Here is a 20,110-nt window from a genome sequence, read left to right as displayed (position 1 = left end):
ATCATTCTCAGTTGCAAGTGCGGTCGGAATATTTTTATAAGCGGGCTTTGAGGGAGGGTGGTGGGTCTTGTGGGTATGAGCTTACGAGCGGAGCATCAAGTTTATTGCTTAGTACCACTGCTTTTTAATGAAAGCTTTACCGCGCTGCAGGAGCGGCTTTTAGCCGCGAGCAGAGAGCCATTGTCCGGGCTGATTGCTCGCGGTTAAAACTGTTTTCACAGAAAAATATCTGTTTTAAGAGTTGAAATGATTGGCTTACTTGGATTGGCCTTGATGTTGGTTTGTCGGGATATGTCAGTCTGAAGGCCTATCCTCGCTGCCGAATAATTGCGTGCTGCCCTCTTGCGATGCTGATACGGCGGCGAAGCTGTGTTGCCTGACCTGTTTCTCGTAGTTTCTGATGGCATCTTTTATAGTGATGGCACCCGCATGGATTTGCCGGATGGCGTTTGCCAGGGCAGCCGCATCATACAGGGCGGAGTTGGCCCCGAGGCCGCTGGCGGGACTCATGGCGTGGCTGGCGTCGCCTAAGGCGGTGATGCGATGAGTGTCCCAGACTGGCATGGTACGGGCCGTTCTGACTGGTAGCAGGGCCAGGGCTTCTGCTGGTGTTAGCTGGAACAGTGTCTGTAGTTTGGTTGCCCATGATGCGGTAGTTTGAGTCAGGCAGTTGCGTATGGTCAGGCCGGTGGCTGGCAAGGGCTGATCGGTTTGCAAGCCAAAGCTGCTGCGCTTGCCTATCAAGGCCCAATAGAGATAGTTGCTGACCGGGCTAATCAGACCAGAGTTTGTGTTACTTCTTTTTGCATTGTCAAATTTCATAGCGTCAATGACCGCTGCCATTTCATTTGCAAAGATGATGGTGGTGGCGTTTTGTAATTCTGCCGCGACTTGCACTGTGATCTTTGTGCTGTATGCGGTCTTGCCGTAGATGCAGATGCTACCTGTATCTTGTGGTGTCAGATCAGGGAAGCGCAATGCGCGTACGCGGGAATGGATGCCGTCGGCTGCGACGAGTATGTCTGCCAGGCAGTTGCTGCCGTCTTCAAACCGGGCGAGGATTTTGCCATTGGCTTGTTCTGTATAGTCACTCAGGTTCTTATTGAAGTGCACATGCTCTTGCAGGCCAGTGAGCAGGACTTCGCGTAGAGCCAGGCGGTCGGCTTTGAGGTCGGGTGCGGCGTCTGTGCCAGTTTTGTCGAGCCGCCAGTCTTTGACCCATTTGTCTGCAAGTGTTTCTAGCTGGGTATTCAGCGTATTGACCTGTGCTGAAGGTAATGCGCAGGTACGCTGGAAATAATCGTATAGATCTGCCGGCAGGCAGGCGGCGAGGGCGGTCTGGCCTGTGTGGTCTATGCGCAGGCGGTAGCCCTGGCTGCGGCTGGCGAGGGCTGCGTCTTTCTCGACAACTTCAAAACTGATGCCATGTTTTCTCAAGCCTTGTGCGAGGCAGAGGCCTCCTGGGCCTGCACCTATGATGCAAATATGAAGCGACGTAGTCATGATTGATAGTGTCTGGTTGCTCATGTAGTGATTATTGGACAAAAAAGAGTTTGCTTGATAAGCTTATTTTGACAATAAATACTGAATTCTTGCCATGTCATCAAAAACTGCTCCTGACTATAGCGACTGGCTGAACGGCCCGGACTTGATCGCCTTGCGTACCGAGGGAGAGGCTGAAGCCGATAGCCAGTTTTTGCTGGGCACGCGCGAATATGACTGGCATAGCCATGCACGTGGGCAGGTGTTTTGTGTAGAGAGTGGCCTGATATATGTGCGCACGCGGCATGGCTCATGGTTGCTGCCACCACATAGGGCGGGCTGGATACCGCCGGAGCAGGCGCATAGCGTGCGTATTAGCGGGGCCATGAGCGGCTGGAGTGTCTTGCTGACTGCGGCAGCGAGTGCGGCTTTGCCTGCACAGCCTTGTGTCGTTGCCGTCAATGATTTGATGCGTGCATTGGTGGTGCGCGCTGCCACCTGGTCTGTGCTTGAGGAGCTGGGCAGAGAGCAAAAGGCGGTGATGGCAGTGTTGCTGGATGAATTGCGTCAGGCACCGCACGAGGCTTTGCATTTACCGATGCCTGCCAGTCTACGCTTGCGGGAATTGACCGCGATGATTTTGGCGCAACCGGGTGTCAGCCTGAGCCTGCCTGAGCTGGCGCGTGTGGCTTGCATGTCCGGGCGAACTTTGAGCCGTCACTTTCAGCAAGAGACGGGGATGAGTATAGGTCAGTGGTGCCAGCAGGCGCAGCTTTTGCATGCCTTGGAGCGACTGGCTGCGGGGGATGCTGTGGCGACGGTTGCCGATGCGCTGGGGTATGCAACGCCAAGCAATTTTATTGCGATGTTCAAGCGCTATTTTGGGCAATCACCTGGTAAATATTTTTCTCAGGTCTGATGGTTATCCTGCGTATCATCAAGCACGTCGCTGACTGGCAGCGTAAAGAAAAATTCACTGCCCTGGCCGATGACGCTGGTAAAACCAATTTGCCCTCCATGGTGTTCCACAATGGCCTTGGAGATGCTCAGGCCCAGACCAGTGCCGCTTTTTTTGTTGAAATCAGAAGATATTGCCTGGGCAAATTTCTGGAAGATACGATCACGAAACTCGTCGGCTATGCCTATGCCCTGGTCGATGATGGCAACCCGCAATTGGCCTGGTTGAGATGTCAGCAGCACATCGACAGTGGCACCCTGAGGGGAGAATTTGGCGGCATTTGAGAGCAGGTTGATGAGCACCTGGGTAATGCGGTCTGTGTCTATCCTGACGATGTCGTCTTTGACTTCCGTCTGCAGTTTGAGGATGACCTGGTGTTGTTCTGCATAGGCCACGGTGGCGGCGATGGCTTGTTCCAGCACAGGGATCAAATGTACCCGGGCGAAGTTGAATTCCATCTTGCCTGATTCTATTTTCTCTACATCGAGAATATCATTGATCATCCTGACCAGACGCTGGCAATTTTTGGTGGCGATGTCGAGGATTTTTTCTGCGCTGTCTGGCATTTTACCCAGTGCGCCGCCCATGAGCAAACCCAGGGCACCGCGTATCGAGGTTAGTGGGGTTCGCAATTCATGCGAGACGGTGGATATGAATTCGTTTTTCATGACTTCGACTTTTTTGCGCTCGGTGATGTCGTAGGCAATATTGAGGAAGCCGGATATTTCTCCCTCGCTGTCTCTGAGGGTTGTGACTGATAGCATGACGGGCAGGCGGCTGCCGTCTTTGCGCTTGTAAGTCCATTCGCTTTCATCGGCCATGCCATGCAGTGCACGCAGGGCAAATACGGCAAACCCGGCAGCTACCGGGGTATCGAATTCCTGGCTGAGCCTGGCGGCACGGCTGGTCAGTTCAGATCTTTCGTGCAGGCAGAGTGGGGTTTGCAGGCCTATCATTTCTGCCGCGCTATAACCCAGCATGAGTTCTGCTCCCTTACTCCAGACTTGTATCAGGCCTGCGGTGTCGGTGGCGATGATGGAGAAATTGGCGCTATCAAGTATGGCGTTTTGCAGGGCGGTGGTGGCAGCCAGTTGAGCATTCAGAGCGAGGATGGCTTCTTCTGATTGCTTGCGCTGGCTGATGTCGGTACCTACCGTGCAGACACCATAAATTTCACCCGATTCATTGCGCAGGGGCGTGAGCATGAGGATGTGGGTAGTGTTGATGCCGCCAGCAGTAACGGCGACTTCTGTACGGTGTGTGGTTCCCTGCCTGATGACTTCATCTGACAGGCGCATGTATTGTTCTGCCTTGTCGCGCGAGAAGAGATAATAGACGCTGGTGCCTATCAGGCTGGGGATATTGGCGGGCTTGAAGAGTCTGTCGTATTCCTTGTTGGCATACAGGTAGTTGCCGTTTTTGTCACGCAGGCAAACGGCAGAGGCGGTGCTGTCCATGACCGCCTGCAGCAGCATGAGGTTTTCATACTGGGCGACTTCGTCGCGTTTGCGCTGGGTAATGTCGGTACCTACACCGCAGGCCCCAAAGACCTCGCCGTCGGCATTGATGAGCGGGGAGCGCACGACGAGATAAGTATGCATGCCATCTTTTTGTTGCACCATGGCTTCGGTACGCAAGGCTATCTTGGTGGTGATGACGGTCTGCTCGGCACTGCGGTATTTTCTTGCGAGCTCATAGGGGAATACGTCTTCTATGGTTTTACCTATTAACTGTTCGCGTTTCATCTGGAAGACAGTTTCATATTTTTTGTTGATGTAGAGGTAGCGTCCTTCCAGATCGCGGACATGGATATAGGATTCCGTACCCTCCATGACGGTTTGCAACAGCAGGCCACTGCGGATCAGTTCTTCTTTGCTGGCTTGCAGCTCCAGTGTGCGCTGCTGCACTTTGTGCTCGATATGAAAGGCATTGCCGCTGACTACCAGCAGATAGACGCTGACGAGGCTGGTAAAGAACAGGCCACCTATCAGGGTCGCCCAGGCTGACCAGGACCGGTGCAATTGCCAGTAGGCGGGGGAAGGCTGGGCACTGAATTCAAACTCATGGTCACCAAACAGGATGGTGCTGCGAAACACGGTATTTGCCTGACTTTTTTCCAAAGTGTCATACATAACTGCCTTGTCGGCAGCGCTGTTGAGATCACGCAGGCGGAACTGTATCTGCTTGCGTATGTCTTCGCCAAATATATGCCGGATCAGGTCGTCTACATGCAAGACACTGAGTACAACGCCTCGAAATGCCGTACGTCTCTCTTCCTTGGTAGAAACGGGCAGATGCCGGGTATAGACGGGGGCGAAGATCAGACTGCCAGTGACATTTCTTGCCCTTTCTGTGTTGATGATGCTGACAGGGGAGCTGGTACTCAAATGACCATAATCGCGTGCTCGTTCTATGGCGACCCTGCGGCCAGGTTCAGAAAGCAGGTCAAAACCAAGTGCTGGCTTGTTGGCCAGATAAGGCTCGACAAATTCAACGGGCAGATAAAATTCACGTCTAGTGGCGGGAACGAGCAGGCCCTGAGTACTGCCTTGTTTGATAATGAAGGAAGCCTCACCTTCTTTTCTCAGCCTGGCTTCAAATGCTGATCTGTCACTTTGCATGACCAGGGGCGCCCAATCGACGGCGATGATAGTGCTTTCTCTTTGCAGGGTGGAGCCGACAAAGCTTTGAAAATCTAATCTGGAGACATGATCAGTGCTGGCAAAGAAGCGTTCCAGATTGCGCAGTAATTCACTCTGTAAATCGAAGCGCTGCTGTATGGCTTGCACCATGCGGCTGGCCTCGGCTTCGAATTCCTGTTTTTGCCGGTCTGTTTCTGATTCACGTACATACAGAAAGACGGAGACGACGACGGACAGTGTGAGTAGCAGAGGCACACCCACATTAACGCGGCGCGATGCCCAGATCGTGCGTGGATGTCCAATCAGTATCATCACCAGAGGGGCGACAATGAGGACACCAAGAATGTCGCCGATCCACCATGTAAGCCAGTTGCCAAACATGTCTGCTGCTGGCAACAGGCCCAGGGTGAACAGGGAAAAGATGCCTGCACTGGCATTGACGAGACAGCCAACCGGCCCAGCGAGCAACAGGAAAAGCGCAACATGGCGCTCGTCATCAAGCGCAGCGGGATAGCCAACAAAGCGTTTCAGCAGATAAGCGCTACTCATGGCCTGCAGCATGGCGCCAGTGGCAACCAGCAGGGCCAGGCCGGTATTTGTGAGCGTCAATTGACCCTGGCTTTCCCAGCCTATCCACAGATTGAAGAGACATGAACCCAGAGCCACGCCAGGTAGCAGACGGTATCCACCCGTTAACACGGCAATCACTGCCACGCCCGCCGGTGGAAAGACGGCAATGGCATAGCCGGGAGGAATCGCTAGCAACAGGGCGATGCGTCCAAACAGGATATAGACGAAAGCCAGTAGCAGATTCCTCGCGAGCAGAGAGGAGACATTGTTCAAGGACGATGTGGGCAAAATACCTGGCTCCCCATGGTGAACACCTCAAAGCGAAAAATTTGCTTTGAATAATTATATGACCGAAAGCAAGTCATTGTGATTTTATTCATCTGAACGAATTTGCGCTTTGTCTGCATGCTTGCTTGTGTGCCCAATCAGGCTTGGTTCCTTGCTGCGCCAGCTGTTTTTATGGAGAAAATAGGCATGAGAAATAAGCTTAATAAAAATTTGTACTGATTAAATAATCAGTGTATAGTGTTGTTCAGGGCGAGTTGCGCCCTATTGCTATTTTGTAATATCCCTCAGATAAAAACCACGGACCCTGCTTTGTGAAAAGTGGGGTTTTTGGTTTTTAAGGCATTGTTTTTATTGATTATTTTATTTTTGTTAATGCGTGTGCCGGGCTGAATTCAGATGTTGTTTTCTTGATGCGCCTGCGTACTCTAATTTAATAATAAAAATTTGTACTGATTAAATAATCAGTGTATAGTATTGTTCAGGGCGATTTGCGTCCTGAAGAATTTGATTTGTTAGAGTTGATCTGGCCCCGCTACTGTAAAGCAGCGGGGCTTTTTGTTTTCTGCGTTTTGTTCACGAATTTTGTTCATGAATGCAGAAAATTGACAGAATCGCGCCACACAATTTGTTCGTGCTGGCGCACATGCTTTTACCTGTTTGTGATTGCAAGCGTATCACCCTATCACATAGTGCTGACCATACTGAACGCGAAGCAGCAGACAGGTAAATCTTTTTTGGGCGTTGACGGGAATCATGGGAATGTGCGCCTGCAATTGTGGTCTGTGCAGACCGTGCAGTTGCGCTGCCAATGGTTCCCGGGCGGACCAATGCCGATCAACCTGGAGCAGGACAAGCCGCAAGGCATCCTGAAAATAGATGAGTGAAAGCAAAATTGTGAAGGCTGCTATTGCATCTGAGATGGTAGCAAAGCCTGCTGCCAAGACGCGCGGACGGCCAAAGAAAGCAGTCAGTCAATCTACATTGACGGTCAGGGATGCGATTGCCAAAGCTGGCGAAGAACTGGGCGGGGCCATGCGCCTGGCACAATGGGCAAGAGAAGACCCAACCAATGAAAAAGCCTTCTGGACAGTGTTGTATCTGAAGATTTTACCCCTGCAAGTGAATGGGGCTGGAGAAAGCGGCGAACATCTGATTAGCGATATCGCCATAAAACTGGTCAAGCCGAATGCAGATTGAATGTGAGTTTCCTGAAAAGCTGGAATTTCTATTCCAGCCAGCGCGTTACAAGGTGGCGCGTGGTGGGCGCGGCAGTGGCAAGTCCTGGGGTTTTGCCCGCGCCTTGTTGTTGCTGGGTGTGCAGAATGTGGAGCGGATTTTATGCGCACGTGAGTTGCAAAAATCGATCAAGCAATCTGTGCATCAGTTATTGCGTGACCAGATTGCCGCGCTGGGATTGAGTTATTTCTACCAGGTGTATGAATCAGAAATTCGCGGCATGAATGGCACGCGTTTTTATTTCAGCGGCTTGTCTGAGCAGACGGCCGATAGTATCAAGTCTTTTGAAGGTTGCACCAAGGTATGGATAGAAGAAGGTCAGAGTGTGTCGGACAGGTCATGGAGTATTTTGATACCGACGATACGCACTGCTGGATCAGAAATCTGGGTGACTTATAACCCGGAGCTGGAAACTGATCCTACCCACCAGCGTTTTGTCGCAAGACCACCGCATGACTGTGTTTCGATCTTGATGAACTGGCGTGATAATCCCTGGTTCCCTGAAGTGCTGGAAAGAGAAAGACAAACCTGCATGCAGCGTGAACCCGAAGCTTATAAAAATATCTGGGATGGTGAATGCAAACCGGCAGTCAGTGGGGCGATTTATTACCACGAAGTGGCTGGGGCACAGGGCAGGATTTGTCATGTGCCGTATGACCCCATGCTGAAAGTGCATGTGGTGGTTGACCTGGGCTGGAATGATGCGATGGCTATCAGCCTGGTGCAAAGGCAAAGCTCTGAATTGCGGGTGATTGAATACCTGGAAGACAGTCATCAGACTCTGGATTATTACTCAGCCTTGTTGAAGCAAAAAAATATGAACTGGGGAAAATTATTTTTACCTCATGATGGCCGCAACAAGGACTTCAAGACTGGCAAGAGCGCAGAAGAAATCATGACGGCTCTGGGCTGGGATGTGGCGATCACGCCGAGCATGAGCGTCGAAGATGGCATACGCCTGACGCGCATGACATTTGGACGCCTGTGGTTTGATGCGGACAAAACTGCGCGCCTGATTGAATGCGCAAAGCGTTATCGCCGCGTGATCAACCAAAGCACGAATGAAGCTGGCGCGCCTTTGCATGATGAGTTCAGCCATGGTGCAGACAACTTGCGCTATATCTGTATCAATGCAGAAGCGATGTCGAACGAAGAATGGGGCGGCAAACTGACTTACCCTAAATTTACTTATGCATAGAGGATGGAATGGCTAAAGCTTTATCTCAAGACGAATTGAAAGCACTGGTGCAGACAGAAATGCGCCAGAGCCTGGGTTATTCATCTTCGCGTTTGTCACAAGCGAGGCAAAAGGCGGAATATTATTATCTGGGCCTGGCGGTTGGGGATTTATCACCACCAGAAGTGGATGGCCGTTCATCGGTAGTTTCTACCGATGTGCGTGACACCATAGAATCTATGCTGCCGCAATTGATGCTGACGTTTTGTGGCGGTGATTCGATTGTCGAGTTCGAACCGCAAAACCCGGACGACGAAGCCAGGGCCAAAGCAGCGACGGAGTATATCAATTACTTGTTCTTTAAAAAGAACAATGGTCACAAGATCGCTTATGTGTGGATGAAGGACGCTTTGCTGCAAAAAAATGGCATTGTCAAGGTGTGGTGGGATACTCGCTTTGAAGAGGCCAAGGAAGAATATAAAGGTTTGAACCAGATAGAGTTGGCGCAAATCCTGGATGACCCGGAAATTGAGGTGATAGCTCAGCAGGCTTATCCGGATGAGGATGATGCCAAGCAGCGTCAGCAGGCGATCGAACAGGTCAACCAGCAAATCAGTCAGCAAATACAGCAGGCACCGCAAGCGAATGTTCAGCAACCCGGACAGCCACCTGGCCCGCCGAATATGCTGCCAGTAAATCAGCAAGTTAACCCGGTTGTACAGCAGTTGCAAGCGCAGTTGCAACAAATCCAGTCACAGCCGCCTGAATTGTTGTATGACATTACCTGCAAGCGCGTGAAGACGGGCGGCAAGATACAGATAGACAATGTGTCACCTGAAGAATTTTTGATTGCACGCAATGCCAAGGATATACAGACAGCCAGGTTTGTCGGGCACAGAGTGCAAAGGACAGTGTCTGAGTTGAAATCCATGGGTTACAAGAACGTTGACAATATCAGCGGCGAAGATCAGGGGCAAGCCTTGAATCTGGAACGCATACAGCGACTGAGCTGGAATGATGAAAATGCTTATCTGTCGGATGAGGTGACGAATGCTGACGACAGCCAGCGCAAGATCTGGATTACAGAAGCTTATGTGCGTTGTGATTTTGACGGCGATGGCATCAGCGAATTGCGCAAGGTGACGGTGGCGGGCAATGAGTTGCTTGACAATGAGGAGGTGGATTTTATCCCCTTTGTTGATATCACGCCTGTGCCATTGCCACATACCTTCTTTGGTTTGTCGATTGCCGATCTGGCGATGGAAAGCCAGAAGACCAAAACCAGCATCTTGCGCAGTCAGCTCGATAATCTCTATTTGAACGTCAATGGCCGCTATTACGCAGTCGAAGGTCAGGTGAATCTGGATGATTTGTTGACTTCACGACCTGGCGGAGTGGTACGTATCAAACAGCCTGGTGCGGTAGGCAGATTGGACCAGGCGCAGGGTAATACAGGCGAATCCATGGGTTTGCTGGACTATATACAGCAAGACCTGGAAAACAAGACAGGCTGGACACGTTATAGCCAGGGAAATGACTCTGATGGCTTGAACCAGACTGCGCAGGGCATGAATATTATCACCAACAAGGCAGATATGCGTCTGGATTTAATCTCGCGCAATTTTGCGGAAGGCTTTACAGAGTTGTTCAAGCTGGTGTTGAAATTGATATGCCAGCATCAGGACAAGAAAACGCAAGTCAGGTTATCAAATGGCTGGGTAGATATTGACCCACGTGAATGGCGCAACCAGTTTGATGTGAGTATCAATGTCGGCATAGGCCTGGGCAACAAAGACCAGAAAGTGAATTATCTGATGGCCTTGCTGGCGCAGCAGGAAAAAGTTTTCCCCTTAGGCATCGCAAATCCGCAAGGGATTTATCAATCCAGTTCGGAACTGGCGCGTTTGCTGGGATTCAAGAATGGTGACAAGTTTTTTAGCGACCCTGCTAAAAATCCACCAGCGCCACCATCACCACCACCGCCTGATCCTGTACAAATGCAGATGCAGGCGGAACAGCAAAAGACACAGATGCAAGTGCAGGCGAGTAAAGAAAAGCACATGATGGACATGCAAATGCGCGAACGCGAATTGCAACAGGAAGCCATGTTGCGTGAGCGTGAACTGCAACTGGAAGCACAAAAGCAACTGGCGCAATCACAGAATGATATGCAGGAGCGGCAGCATAAAGCACAACTGGATGCGCAACTGGCGCAGCAACGCATGGAGTTTGATCGCTGGAAAGCGCAGTTGGAGGCAGAAACCAGGATGATGGTTGCCCGCATTGCGGCAGAAGCGAAGATGCAGCCACAAGCTCAACTGGATGCTTGCATGGACGGTTTAACTGCAGGGATGACAGATGGATTGACAGGAGCGAATGATGAGCACATTTGAACAACGCGTGCATGCAGCCAGCCGCGCCAGGGAAGTGCTGGAGAATGAAGCCTATCAGCAGGCATTTGTTGATATAGAAAACGAGGTCACAGAAAAATGGAAAAACTCACCAGCACGCGACGCCGAGGGACGGGAAAAACTCTGGATGTATCTGGCCATGTTGAAGAAACTCAAATCCCAGCTCGATACAACGCTGGAAACCGGCAAGCTGGCGCAACTGGAAGTGGAACACAAGCAAGGTCTGATGCATCGTTTGAAGAATTGGTGAAGGCGGTACAGGATTTCAAGGGCTGGAAGGATTCGGTTGCCATGGCCTTTCATCCGCATCCCACGGTGGCGATGATACAAACAGCCAAGGGCTGGGTCAGGGTGGCATGTGGCGAGGCTGCTTATCAGCTTAATAGTGGTGAACTTATTAAAGTCTAGTCGACTGTAGCAGTTGAAGCAGAAGTGAAGGGCGCGTGCCCGGCGAATCAGAGCAAGGCGCAAAGCACATCGATAGCGGGACTATCGAGAGCATTTGCAACGCAGTCATGGTTGGCGCGCACGTGACAGGCACTCTGCTTTCAACTGATGCAGTTCACTTTTAGCGGTCCGGCACACTGGATGGCCGCAGTAGCGGCTTTTCTGCCGGATAAATCTTAACGCCGTGAGGCGCCGGGAATGGGTGGAAGTCCCATTCATTGATTGGAGAGGGAATATGGATAATCAGGTTACTGAACCCACAGGTAGTGCTTTGAATGTAGATGGTGCAGCTCAAGCCATGGGGGCTTTTCTGGAACCGCAGGCACATGAAAAAAGTGCCCAGGCCCTGGAGAGGGAAGTGCTGGATGACTTGAGTGGCAAGCGGGACAGGCGTGAAGCTTTGTCCACCGAAGTAGCCGAGGATGACGCAGAGCAGGATTTGCTCTCCGCAGATGATGAGGCAGTCACCATTGTTGTCGATGGCAAGACAGTCAATTTGTCCAAGGCAGAGCTGGCCGATGCCTATAAAAATGGTTTGCGTCAATCCGACTACACGAGAAAGACCATGGAAGTGGCTGAGCAGCGCAAGGCTGCCGAAGCTGAAATTCACAGGGCCAGCCAGGAGCGCCAGGAGTATGCCAGCAATTTGCAAAAGATGGCAGCTCAGATCGAAGGTGCCCTGAACCAGCAACAGCAAATAGACTGGGAACATTTGCTGGTAAATAATCCCGCTGAATATCTGAAACAGCAGCATCTCTATCAAAGGAGACAAGCCGCTTATCAGAAAAATATGCAGCAACAACAACGCCTGGCACATATCGCCCAGGCTGAACAGGCGCACCATCTGGAGTCTGTGCTCCATACGCAGCAGGAAGAACTTCTTGCCAAGCTACCGGACTGGAAAGACAGCAGAAAGGCCGAAGCCGAAAGTAAGGCTATTCGCCAGTATTTACTGGAACAGGGGTTTGAACATCAGTTAGTCGATAGTATCGCTGATCATAAGGCGGTGCTGTTGGGGCGTAAGGCCATGCTTTACGATGCCATGATGGCCAAAGCCAATGCAGCAGCCAAGCGTGTGACGAGCATACCGCAAAAAGTAATCAGGCCGGGTGTGGGCGAATCACCCGGTGGTGATGGTCGTCAGGCTGCCATGCAGCGTCTTGCCAAATCCGGCAGAGTTGAAGACGCAGCATCCCTTTTTGCAAAATTTATTTAAGGTCGCGAGACCCCGGAGAAATCTATGACAGCACCAAGCAATACCTATGTAACAACCAGCGCGATTGGTAATAAGGAAGATCTCAGCGATATCATCTATCGCATCTCTCCCACCACCACACCGTTGATGAACATGGCAGCCAAAGCCAAGGCCAGTAATACCCTGCATGAGTGGCAAACGCAGGACCTGGCCAGCGCCGTCACCACCAATGCGCAAGCTGAGGGTGACAATGCTACGGCAAAGAGTGTGACGCCGACCGTGCGCCTGAGTAATCGTACGCAAATCGCTTCAAAGACCGTGATCGTTTCTGGTACCCAGCAAGCGATGAACCCTGCGGGTCGTAAGGATGAACTGGCTTACCAGTTGTCCATGGCCTCGCTGGAATTGAAACGTGATATGGAATCGGCTTTGTGTCAACTCGATGCAGCTGCAACTTCACCGCGCCAGGCGCGTGGCCTGGTCGGTTGGATAGTTGACAACGTCGATAATAATGCCGGTACTTTGGCATCTTATACTGGCAATACTGGCCGCACCGTGGGTACACCGCGTGCTTTTACTGAAGCACAGTTGAAGAACGTCTTGCAGAAATGCTATAGCGCTGGTGGCGAGCCTGACACCATTATGGTTGGCCCGGCGCAGAAACAGACTTTCTCTACATTTTCTGGCAATGCTACACGTTTCGATAAGTCGGAAGACGCGAAGCTGTATGCGGCGATTGATGTGTATGTATCCGACTTTGGCTCTTTGAAGGTGGTGCCGAACCGCTTCCAGGCCGCGCGTGATGTGTTTGTCTTGCAGGCCGACAAATTGGCTCTAGCTTATTTGCGCCCGTTCAGTACTATCGAACTGGCGACGACAGGCGATGCAGTGCAGCGCGAACTGGTGGTTGAATATACGCTGGAATGCCGTGCACCGAAAGCGCATGGTGCGATTTACGACGTCTTGTAATTCTTGACGTTCAAATATGCCGTCATCGTTTTTTGAAGGTGGCATAAAAAAGCTGGCGGGTGCAAGCCCCGCCTTTTTCAATTGAATTAAAACGCTGTGAAGCGCAGGAGGTTTTTATGAATGGTGGATATATCACCGTTTCGAGTCAGACCACCGGAGTGGCAATCGCCACTTCGGGTACGTCTGCATCGGCAACTATTCCAACTATGTCCAGCGGTGAATTGCCGCGTTTTATCCGTATCGCTGCAACTGCGCCAGCTTGTGTGCGACTTGGCAAATCATCTGCGACGGCCTTGAGTACGGATTTGCAGGTGCAGCCTGGCGATGCCGTCATTCTGAGTGTGAATGGCAACGACAGGATAGCGGCGATACAGGTGGCTGCTGCGGGCGTGGTACAGGTTTCTCCGCTGGAGAACATGTAATGGCGGTCACGACCAATATCCATGTCGAAGGTGGTGATGTCACGTTTGAACGTGTGCAGGATTGCACAGCCATTGCTGAACATACTCAGGCTTTGCATAAGGAAGGCTTGCATGGCTCGGCAGACATGCGGCATGCGGCATCCTTTCCTATGGTACTCGTCGAAAAATATATCAATGATAAGGGGATCAGCTTCCAGGAATTCATGGCGGAAGCCGTGCACGTAAAGGCCATGCTGGCTGATCCAGCGCTGTCTGCATTTCGTGTTTGGGGAGGCAGAGTATGAGTGCTATCACCGATTACGCAAGTTTGCAGGCTGCTGTGAGTAGTTGGTTACATCGCACAGATCTGACATCCTTCATCGCAGACTTTATCGCGTTGGCGGAAGCAAAAATGTCCTCGGATATCGTGGCACGGCCTATGGATATACGCAGTAATCTGCTGACAAGCGCAGGTAACGCCTATGTGAATTTGCCAGTGGATATTCTGGAAATGAGGCGGCTTATATTGCGTGGTGACCCTGTGACGGTGTTGCGCTATGCGTCGCCTGACCAGTTGAGCGCTGACCATGCAGATTCTTCTACTGGCAAGCCGACAGCATTTTCTGTCATAGGCCAGCAACTGCAACTGGCACCTGTACCGGATGCCGCTTATCAGCTGGAACTGACTTACCAGCAACGCATACCGGCTTTATCGAGCATCAATACGACGAACTGGTTATTGGCGGCCTTTCCTAACGTCTATCTTTACGCTTCTTTATGTGCTGCTCAGCCTTTCATCATGAATGATGCGCGCATCCCGACTTTTGAAAAGCTGTATTTGCAAAGTGTGGATGCCATCAATTCCATAGACTGGTATTCAGGTTCAACCATGCAAGTGAGGTCTAAATAATGGCATTAGAAACTGCAAACTATATCAATGATCTGACGATCACAAATCCAACTGCTTCTGATCCAAAATCCCAGGGTGATGATCATATCCGCATGTTGAAAACGGTATTGAAGGAATGCTTTGCTGGTTTTACTGGCGCAGTAATTGTTACTGCGGCAGAAACAGGTACGGCTGCGGCGCATGTCTTGAATCCTGCAACTGCTTTGCTGGCTTATACAACCGGGCTGTTGCTGTTGTATCGACCAGTCAATGCGGGTACAGGTTCTTTTACTGTGAATGTTTCCGGTCTTGGGGCAAAGCCTGTAAAGACTTTGCTGGGTGCCGATCCTACTGCTGGCGACGTCGTCGCCAGTCAACCTCTGCTGTTGATGTATGACGGCACGAATTTCGTCATCATTGCCGGGTCCGAGACTTTGCTGAGAACTGGCAATCAGACGATGACCGGAAATTTGACCATGGTTGGCAATCAGCTTGTTACAGGTGACTTGGCAGTAACGGGAAATCTGACTGGACCTGCGATGTTCTCCAAGGGCAATGTATCGGGGCAAACCTGGACAGGTGCACAGGACTTTACAAGCGCGGCGGTGACGGCATCGACCAAAACGGCAGGTACAGCTACAAATGAGGTGGCAACCTGCGCATTTGTGGTCGCACAGGCATTTTCTCCTGTGTTGCCTGGACAGGCAGGGAATGCAGGCAAGGTGCTGACGACGGATGGGAGTAATGCGAGTTGGGGACTAACTCCGCTAGCGTACTGTATTTATACAATAATTTCTAAGGAGCAGATATGGCAGCAAATATTTCCCCTATTTTTCCACTGACACCCAAAGTATGGATATCGGCACTTATTACTGCGGCGAATACCAACAAGGATGGCACCGGCACAGTTACTCAAATTTCTTCACCGGCGGGGCCAAACGGTGCATTTGTTGAAAGTGTCGAAGCCTTGCCAATTGGAACAAATAACGCATCTGTACTTCGCGTATTCCTTAATATCGGATCTTCTCCGTCATCGGCTGCGAATAACATCTTATGGGAAGAAGTAAGTTTGCCGGCGACTTTATTGACAGAAGTAGCAGCGCAGGCGAAGGTCGTTATCCCTTTAAATCGGGCTATTCCTGCCGGCTATACACTATATGCGACCATGGGGACAGCGGTGGCTGCCGGTTGGCGTGTGCGTGCTCATACTGGGGATTATTGATATGTCTTCAGGGTTTTCAGGATTTCCAGGTGCGCCACTACGGTCACCAAATTTCCAAGTTTTCAAAGCCTCTGGAAGTTTTATTTTGCCACAAGCTCAAAATTTTATTGTCGATGTATTTGGAGGAGGTGGAAGTGGAGGTGGTGGATATACCTCCAGTTCAGGTTCCGGTTCCGGTGGGGGCGGTGGTGGAGCAAGAAATAGACAGTTTTTCACTGCCTTGTCACTCAAGCCGGGAACAAGTGTTTCAATTTTAGTGGGCGCTGGTGGTGCCGCAGTAGTTTCACCTGGAAACTATATAGCGGGAAATACGGGCGGAAAATCTTCGTTTGGTAGCATAGCATTGGGACTTTCAGTTGAAGCTTATGGTGGCGCAGGGGGAGGGGGAAGTGGTGCTGGTGGCGGCGGGATTGCAAGTCCTGGTACCGGTACTGTTGGTGGAAATCCGACAGTAGGTGGGACGGGAGTGTCTGGAGGTGCAAATGCAAATGCCTCTTCTGATTATGGTGGTGCACATGGATTGTCCTGGGGGTCGACGGTGCCAGGCAATGCAGTATGGGGCGGTGGTGCCGGTGGTGGTGGCGTAAATCAGGGAGGGGGTAGCATTTTTGGCTGCGGTGGCGGAGGAAGCTATCAAGCGAATGGAGGTGCGTCTGGACAATATTCTCAAAGTGGTTCAGGAGGCACCCTTGCACAAAATGGCATATCTCACGCGCTGCAAGGTGGTGGTGGCTGGGGCGGTAGAGGTTCACTGAGCGCTGGTATGAACGCTACTGATGGAGGTTTTCCTGGTGGAGGTGGTGGTGGTGTTGACGGTACAGTTGGGGCTATTACTGGCAAAGGCGGTGATGGTCTCGTAGTTATTTATTGGTGGTAAATATGAAAAGCGCAGAAATTCAAAATGGCATAGTTGTGAATATAGTTTTAGGAATGGTTGCGGGATATATCCCTTGTGATGATAGCGTTTCTATTGGCGATCATTGGGATGGTCACGTGTTCGCGAAACCACGAAAAGAATGAGGTAAATCATGGCAGATATAAGTGCAGCAGACTGGTACAAGCAATTTGGTCGCGCTGGAGATCAGGCAGGTGTCGATTACTGGAGCCGGGAAATTGCTGCCAAGGGTGCTGACGCAGCGCAGCGTGCTTTCTATCAGGCCGCCAGTGATAATATTATTTCTGGACGCGGTGTGGGGAATGTTCAGGATCCTGGCTCAGACTATGTAACGGGGACGACTGCCGCTGATTTTTACACCCCATTTGGTAAGGTGGGTGATCAGGCGGGGATTGATTATTGGAATAATGAGATAAAAAATAAGGGGCTGGAGAATGCCCGCACTGCCTTTCAGGTTGCTGCAGCACAGAATATGGTGAGCGGCAAGGGCATAGGTTCTGGCAATATTCAAACTTCAGCAAACACAAGTACGCAAGCTAAGGATGCGGCATCGACAGACACAGCCAATAACAGTGCAAAATCTGGTTCAGCGAATGGAATGCCAACGGCAGAATATCTGGCCGCCCAGAATGCGAGGATGGCGGCGCTTGGAAATGTTGGTGGTCCTTATCAAGCCGGTGAATTCGGCATGCCTGGTGCAAGCGCCAGGCCGGATTACGAACAAAAACTTGCGGCAATGCGTATGCAATCCGAATTGGCAACCGCTGCTGCAAATCGCCAAAAACAGATGGCGGCCAAGCCATTCGATAGTGTTCAATCGTCCGGCATGTACTCCAGTGATCCTCTGATTGACATGCAACGGCGGATTGCTGAAGCGCAATCCATGAACCCGGCTCAACAAGAATACCTAAGACAGCAAATGTCTCAACTGACACCCCAGCAATTACAGCAATTGGGTGGAATTGACGAGACACATCAGACGTATACTAAAACATACAACAATGGCGCATACAATAATGCCCAGCAGCAGTTGTTTAATCAGCGCCAGGCATATGGCATGGCTGGGTTTGATGCTCCTGCTAATCAGCCGCAGGTGCCAGTGACGCAACAACAGCAACAGCTTCCATATATACAGCCGTTTCAGCAGTCAAATGCCTATAACAGGTCTGTGAACATGAATTGGGGCAACCCTAATCAGCCGCGAGCACAGACTTACTGGGGTAACGAAGGGCAAGTAGGTAATTCGCAAAATCAGCAAGGACAGTCGAATCCCTATATATACGGGGAGCAATATAATAATTTTCAGAGCCCATTTCTGCCGTATCCGCAAAATCCTTATGGCATGCAAAGCCGGGGAGCGCAGAGCAATTTCCAGCAACCTATGGGATTGCTCAATCAGGGTTTCGCACAACAGCAGCCGGCCAATGGCAATCAGAACCGCTATGGATTATTAAGTGCATATGGCTCTCGTTAAAATACAAAATGTCGGACAATTTGGGGTGAATAAGGATTTGTCCCAGCATGAAATACCTGTCAATGCCTGGACAGATGTGCGCAATATTCGCTTTCTTGATGGCTACGCTTATCAGTTCTATGGACATGGTGAAGTTTATAATTCTCCCGCTGTTGTGCCGCAATACGTGTTGCCATTGACGATATCAGGTAACCGCTACTGGTTGTATATGAGTGCGGCCAAATCGCATGCGGTGAGTTATTCTGGAGGTGTTGTCACGCATACGGACATTACACACGCAACACCCAGGGCGGGTGTGGTCAATCAATGGACCCATGCTTTGCTTTCAGGTCTGCCAATAGTAAATGTTGGCGATGCATTAAGAATTCCTATGTCCTGGGACTTGAATGTGGCAAATAAATTTGTTGATTTACCTAACTGGCCGGCAAACACCTATTGCAAATCATTACGGGCGTATAAAAATTTTTTGATTGCAATGAACCTGACTGTTGCCGGAACGAATAAACCATTTCTGGTGAAATGGTCGCATCCGGCTGATCCAGGTGCGTTTCCAGTAACTTGGGACGCTGCCGATGCCACCAAGGATGCGGGTGAGGTTGATTTGGCAGAAACAAATAGTCCAGTTGTTGATGGCTTGCCTTTGCGCGATTCTTTCATCATCTATACTGAAAATTCCACCCATCGTATGGATTTTGTCGGCGGACAATCTGTGTTCCGGTTTTCCAAAATCCTTGGCATGTCCGGTATGCTCAACCGTAATTGTGCAGTTGAGTTTGATGGCTGGCATTTCGTGGTTACTGGCTCTGACGTCATTGTTCACGATGGGCAAACAGCAAACTCGGTGCTGGACAAGCAGACACGCAGATTCTTTTTTCAGAATATTGATGTCAATAGCCGTGGGAGCGTATTTGTCTTCAAGAACCCATTCCTTAATGAAATTTATCTGGCTTATCCTTCCATAGGATCAAGCGTATGTGACAAGGCGATGGTTTACAATTTTATCGACAAGACAGTTTCATTCCGTGATCTGCCTAATATCAATCATGCCAGCTACGGTGCTGTATCGAATGACCTTGGAGGAACCTGGGCGCAGGATTCTGATTCCTGGGATTCTGATCTGACATTCTGGAGCGGTCCCGATTACACACCTGACACCGCGCGTGTCGTCATGGCATCGAATGATCAAAAATTGTATATGCTTGATGCCTCAGCTTCCTTTAATGGCAGCCTGCCTGCTGCGTTTCTGGAACGCCGGGGTTTGTCATTTGATACACCTGAAAGCATTAAACTGGTGAAGGGAGTGCGTCCCCGTATCGCCGGCAATCCCGGAGAAACAGTCAAGGTGAGCGTTGGGTATGCCAATACACCCTATGATGAGCCAGTGTGGGTCACAGGAACGTATACGATAGGCTCTAGCGTAGCTGTCGATCTGTTTGCAAGTGGTCGCTATATCGCACATCGCTACGCGTCCGGATCTGCGTTTCAATGGCGACTTGATTCGGTCGATCTGGATGTCGATATTATGGGGGCATGGTGAGGGCAAGCAATTCAAGCACGGTGGGCTATGCACCATCGCAATTACCAGATGACGCTGCAGAAATGCAGCGTTTTTTTTCGTCTGAACTTCAGAAAATAGCCACAGCCATTGCTGGATTATCGGTGGGCCACCTAGACAAAACCACAGTTGCCCCTGCCAAGCCCAGAGATGGTGACATTCGCTACGCCGACGGTAGTTTGTGGAATCCTGGATCTGGTGTTGGCGTGTATTACTACAAAGGCGCAAGTTCAACCTGGGTATTTTTAGGATAAGTCATGGAAGAACTGATAAAGCCTGATGCGCTGGCAAGGCTAGAG

At 50.7% G+C, this 20,110-nt stretch carries 21 protein-coding genes; 19 read left to right on the top strand and 2 right to left on the bottom strand.

Going from position 1 to position 20,110, the window contains the following annotated elements; genetic code table 11:
• Window positions 1-294 precede the first annotated feature (294 nt).
• Complete coding sequence (locus UNDYM_RS18690) at window positions 295-1,503, bottom strand: NAD(P)/FAD-dependent oxidoreductase (RefSeq protein WP_162042384.1); 1,209 nt, start codon at window positions 1,501-1,503, stop codon at window positions 295-297.
• Between the two features lie 94 nt (window positions 1,504-1,597).
• Between UNDYM_RS18690 and UNDYM_RS18685 the strand changes: the two genes are divergently transcribed.
• Complete coding sequence (locus tag UNDYM_RS18685; RefSeq protein WP_162042383.1) at window positions 1,598-2,401, top strand: AraC family transcriptional regulator; 804 nt, start codon at window positions 1,598-1,600, stop codon at window positions 2,399-2,401.
• On the opposite strand, the gene UNDYM_RS18680 is transcribed toward UNDYM_RS18685, so the two are convergent.
• Complete coding sequence (locus UNDYM_RS18680) at window positions 2,392-5,925, bottom strand: CHASE domain-containing protein (RefSeq protein ID WP_162042382.1); 3,534 nt, start codon at window positions 5,923-5,925, stop codon at window positions 2,392-2,394. The two genes, UNDYM_RS18685 and UNDYM_RS18680, sit on opposite strands and share 10 nt — an antisense overlap.
• Window positions 5,926-6,629: 704 nt before the next feature.
• Between UNDYM_RS18680 and UNDYM_RS18675 the strand changes: the two genes are divergently transcribed.
• From UNDYM_RS18675 to UNDYM_RS18590, 18 genes are all read left to right on the top strand, one after another.
• Window positions 6,630-6,824: a hypothetical protein gene (locus tag UNDYM_RS18675; RefSeq protein WP_162042381.1), complete on the top strand. Its 195-nt coding sequence runs from the start codon at window positions 6,630-6,632 to the stop codon at window positions 6,822-6,824.
• Complete coding sequence (locus UNDYM_RS18670; RefSeq protein ID WP_162042379.1) at window positions 6,817-7,137, top strand: hypothetical protein; 321 nt, start codon at window positions 6,817-6,819, stop codon at window positions 7,135-7,137. Before UNDYM_RS18675 ends, UNDYM_RS18670 begins: the two co-directional genes overlap by 8 nt.
• Entirely contained in the window at window positions 7,127-8,374 is a 1,248-nt protein-coding gene (locus UNDYM_RS18665; protein WP_197740922.1) for a PBSX family phage terminase large subunit, read from the top strand. Before UNDYM_RS18670 ends, UNDYM_RS18665 begins: the two co-directional genes overlap by 11 nt.
• An 8-nt stretch (window positions 8,375-8,382) precedes the next feature.
• Window positions 8,383-10,746, top strand: a complete 2,364-nt coding sequence (locus UNDYM_RS18660; protein WP_162042378.1) for a hypothetical protein — start codon at window positions 8,383-8,385, stop codon at window positions 10,744-10,746.
• Window positions 10,733-11,014 (top strand): hypothetical protein, encoded by a 282-nt coding sequence (locus tag UNDYM_RS18655; RefSeq protein ID WP_162042377.1) that lies wholly within the window; start codon window positions 10,733-10,735, stop codon window positions 11,012-11,014. Before UNDYM_RS18660 ends, UNDYM_RS18655 begins: the two co-directional genes overlap by 14 nt.
• Window positions 11,011-11,172 (top strand): hypothetical protein, encoded by a 162-nt coding sequence (locus UNDYM_RS18650; RefSeq protein ID WP_162042376.1) that lies wholly within the window; start codon window positions 11,011-11,013, stop codon window positions 11,170-11,172. Before UNDYM_RS18655 ends, UNDYM_RS18650 begins: the two co-directional genes overlap by 4 nt.
• A gap of 274 nt (window positions 11,173-11,446) precedes the next feature.
• The gene (locus UNDYM_RS18645) at window positions 11,447-12,427 is read left to right on the top strand and encodes a hypothetical protein (protein ID WP_197740921.1); all 981 of its coding nucleotides are present in this window, start codon (window positions 11,447-11,449) and stop codon (window positions 12,425-12,427) included.
• 24 nt (window positions 12,428-12,451) lie between these two features.
• The gene (locus UNDYM_RS18640; protein WP_162042375.1) at window positions 12,452-13,375 is read left to right on the top strand and encodes a DUF5309 domain-containing protein; all 924 of its coding nucleotides are present in this window, start codon (window positions 12,452-12,454) and stop codon (window positions 13,373-13,375) included.
• A gap of 116 nt (window positions 13,376-13,491) precedes the next feature.
• Window positions 13,492-13,797 carry a hypothetical protein gene (locus tag UNDYM_RS18635; RefSeq protein ID WP_162042374.1) on the top strand — a complete coding sequence of 102 codons (306 nt, stop codon included), beginning with the start codon at window positions 13,492-13,494 and terminating at the stop codon, window positions 13,795-13,797.
• On the top strand, window positions 13,797-14,081 hold the full coding sequence (locus UNDYM_RS18630; RefSeq protein ID WP_162042373.1) for a hypothetical protein: 285 nt from the start codon (window positions 13,797-13,799) through the stop codon (window positions 14,079-14,081). Before UNDYM_RS18635 ends, UNDYM_RS18630 begins: the two co-directional genes overlap by 1 nt.
• Window positions 14,078-14,686 carry a hypothetical protein gene (locus UNDYM_RS18625; RefSeq protein ID WP_162042372.1) on the top strand — a complete coding sequence of 203 codons (609 nt, stop codon included), beginning with the start codon at window positions 14,078-14,080 and terminating at the stop codon, window positions 14,684-14,686. The genes UNDYM_RS18630 and UNDYM_RS18625 overlap by 4 nt, the downstream gene beginning before the upstream one ends.
• A complete protein-coding gene (locus UNDYM_RS18620; protein ID WP_162042371.1) occupies window positions 14,686-15,507 on the top strand; it encodes a hypothetical protein in 822 nt (273 codons plus the stop codon). Before UNDYM_RS18625 ends, UNDYM_RS18620 begins: the two co-directional genes overlap by 1 nt.
• The gene (locus tag UNDYM_RS18615; protein WP_162042370.1) at window positions 15,474-15,887 is read left to right on the top strand and encodes a hypothetical protein; all 414 of its coding nucleotides are present in this window, start codon (window positions 15,474-15,476) and stop codon (window positions 15,885-15,887) included. Before UNDYM_RS18620 ends, UNDYM_RS18615 begins: the two co-directional genes overlap by 34 nt.
• Window positions 15,865-16,764, top strand: coding sequence for a hypothetical protein (locus tag UNDYM_RS18610; protein ID WP_162042369.1), 900 nt, complete (start codon window positions 15,865-15,867; stop codon window positions 16,762-16,764). Before UNDYM_RS18615 ends, UNDYM_RS18610 begins: the two co-directional genes overlap by 23 nt.
• A 2-nt stretch (window positions 16,765-16,766) precedes the next feature.
• Window positions 16,767-16,907: a hypothetical protein gene (locus UNDYM_RS18605; RefSeq protein ID WP_162042368.1), complete on the top strand. Its 141-nt coding sequence runs from the start codon at window positions 16,767-16,769 to the stop codon at window positions 16,905-16,907.
• A gap of 8 nt (window positions 16,908-16,915) precedes the next feature.
• A complete protein-coding gene (locus tag UNDYM_RS18600) occupies window positions 16,916-18,256 on the top strand; it encodes a hypothetical protein (RefSeq protein ID WP_162042367.1) in 1,341 nt (446 codons plus the stop codon).
• The gene (locus tag UNDYM_RS18595; RefSeq protein ID WP_162042366.1) at window positions 18,243-19,793 is read left to right on the top strand and encodes a hypothetical protein; all 1,551 of its coding nucleotides are present in this window, start codon (window positions 18,243-18,245) and stop codon (window positions 19,791-19,793) included. Before UNDYM_RS18600 ends, UNDYM_RS18595 begins: the two co-directional genes overlap by 14 nt.
• Complete coding sequence (locus UNDYM_RS18590; protein ID WP_162042365.1) at window positions 19,790-20,065, top strand: hypothetical protein; 276 nt, start codon at window positions 19,790-19,792, stop codon at window positions 20,063-20,065. The genes UNDYM_RS18595 and UNDYM_RS18590 overlap by 4 nt, the downstream gene beginning before the upstream one ends.
• The last annotated feature ends 45 nt before the right edge of the window (window positions 20,066-20,110 follow it).

It is taken from the genome of Undibacterium sp. YM2, assembly GCF_009937975.1.
In the GTDB taxonomy this organism is placed as follows: Bacteria; Pseudomonadota; Gammaproteobacteria; order Burkholderiales; family Burkholderiaceae_D; genus Undibacterium.
This window is presented reverse-complemented; position numbering and strand designations above follow the sequence as displayed.

What these genes read in the sequence shown, in the direction of transcription:
- UNDYM_RS18635 (WP_162042374.1), top strand. Translation starts at nt 13,492, where the DNA reads ATGAATGGTGGATATATCACCGTTTCGAGTCAGACCACCGGAGTGGCA.
- UNDYM_RS18605 (WP_162042368.1), top strand. Translation starts at nt 16,767, where the DNA reads ATGAAAAGCGCAGAAATTCAAAATGGCATAGTTGTGAATATAGTTTTA.
- UNDYM_RS18685 (WP_162042383.1), top strand. Translation starts at nt 1,598, where the DNA reads ATGTCATCAAAAACTGCTCCTGACTATAGCGACTGGCTGAACGGCCCG.
- UNDYM_RS18665 (WP_197740922.1), top strand. Translation starts at nt 7,127, where the DNA reads ATGCAGATTGAATGTGAGTTTCCTGAAAAGCTGGAATTTCTATTCCAG.
- UNDYM_RS18625 (WP_162042372.1), top strand. Translation starts at nt 14,078, where the DNA reads ATGAGTGCTATCACCGATTACGCAAGTTTGCAGGCTGCTGTGAGTAGT.
- UNDYM_RS18595 (WP_162042366.1), top strand. Translation starts at nt 18,243, where the DNA reads ATGGCTCTCGTTAAAATACAAAATGTCGGACAATTTGGGGTGAATAAG.
- UNDYM_RS18655 (WP_162042377.1), top strand. Translation starts at nt 10,733, where the DNA reads ATGAGCACATTTGAACAACGCGTGCATGCAGCCAGCCGCGCCAGGGAA.
- UNDYM_RS18615 (WP_162042370.1), top strand. Translation starts at nt 15,474, where the DNA reads ATGGCAGCAAATATTTCCCCTATTTTTCCACTGACACCCAAAGTATGG.
- UNDYM_RS18660 (WP_162042378.1), top strand. Translation starts at nt 8,383, where the DNA reads ATGGCTAAAGCTTTATCTCAAGACGAATTGAAAGCACTGGTGCAGACA.
- UNDYM_RS18645 (WP_197740921.1), top strand. Translation starts at nt 11,447, where the DNA reads ATGGATAATCAGGTTACTGAACCCACAGGTAGTGCTTTGAATGTAGAT.
- UNDYM_RS18670 (WP_162042379.1), top strand. Translation starts at nt 6,817, where the DNA reads ATGAGTGAAAGCAAAATTGTGAAGGCTGCTATTGCATCTGAGATGGTA.
- UNDYM_RS18640 (WP_162042375.1), top strand. Translation starts at nt 12,452, where the DNA reads ATGACAGCACCAAGCAATACCTATGTAACAACCAGCGCGATTGGTAAT.
- UNDYM_RS18630 (WP_162042373.1), top strand. Translation starts at nt 13,797, where the DNA reads ATGGCGGTCACGACCAATATCCATGTCGAAGGTGGTGATGTCACGTTT.
- UNDYM_RS18690 (WP_162042384.1), bottom strand. Translation starts at nt 1,503, where the DNA reads ATGACTACGTCGCTTCATATTTGCATCATAGGTGCAGGCCCAGGAGGC.
- UNDYM_RS18600 (WP_162042367.1), top strand. Translation starts at nt 16,916, where the DNA reads ATGGCAGATATAAGTGCAGCAGACTGGTACAAGCAATTTGGTCGCGCT.
- UNDYM_RS18620 (WP_162042371.1), top strand. Translation starts at nt 14,686, where the DNA reads ATGGCATTAGAAACTGCAAACTATATCAATGATCTGACGATCACAAAT.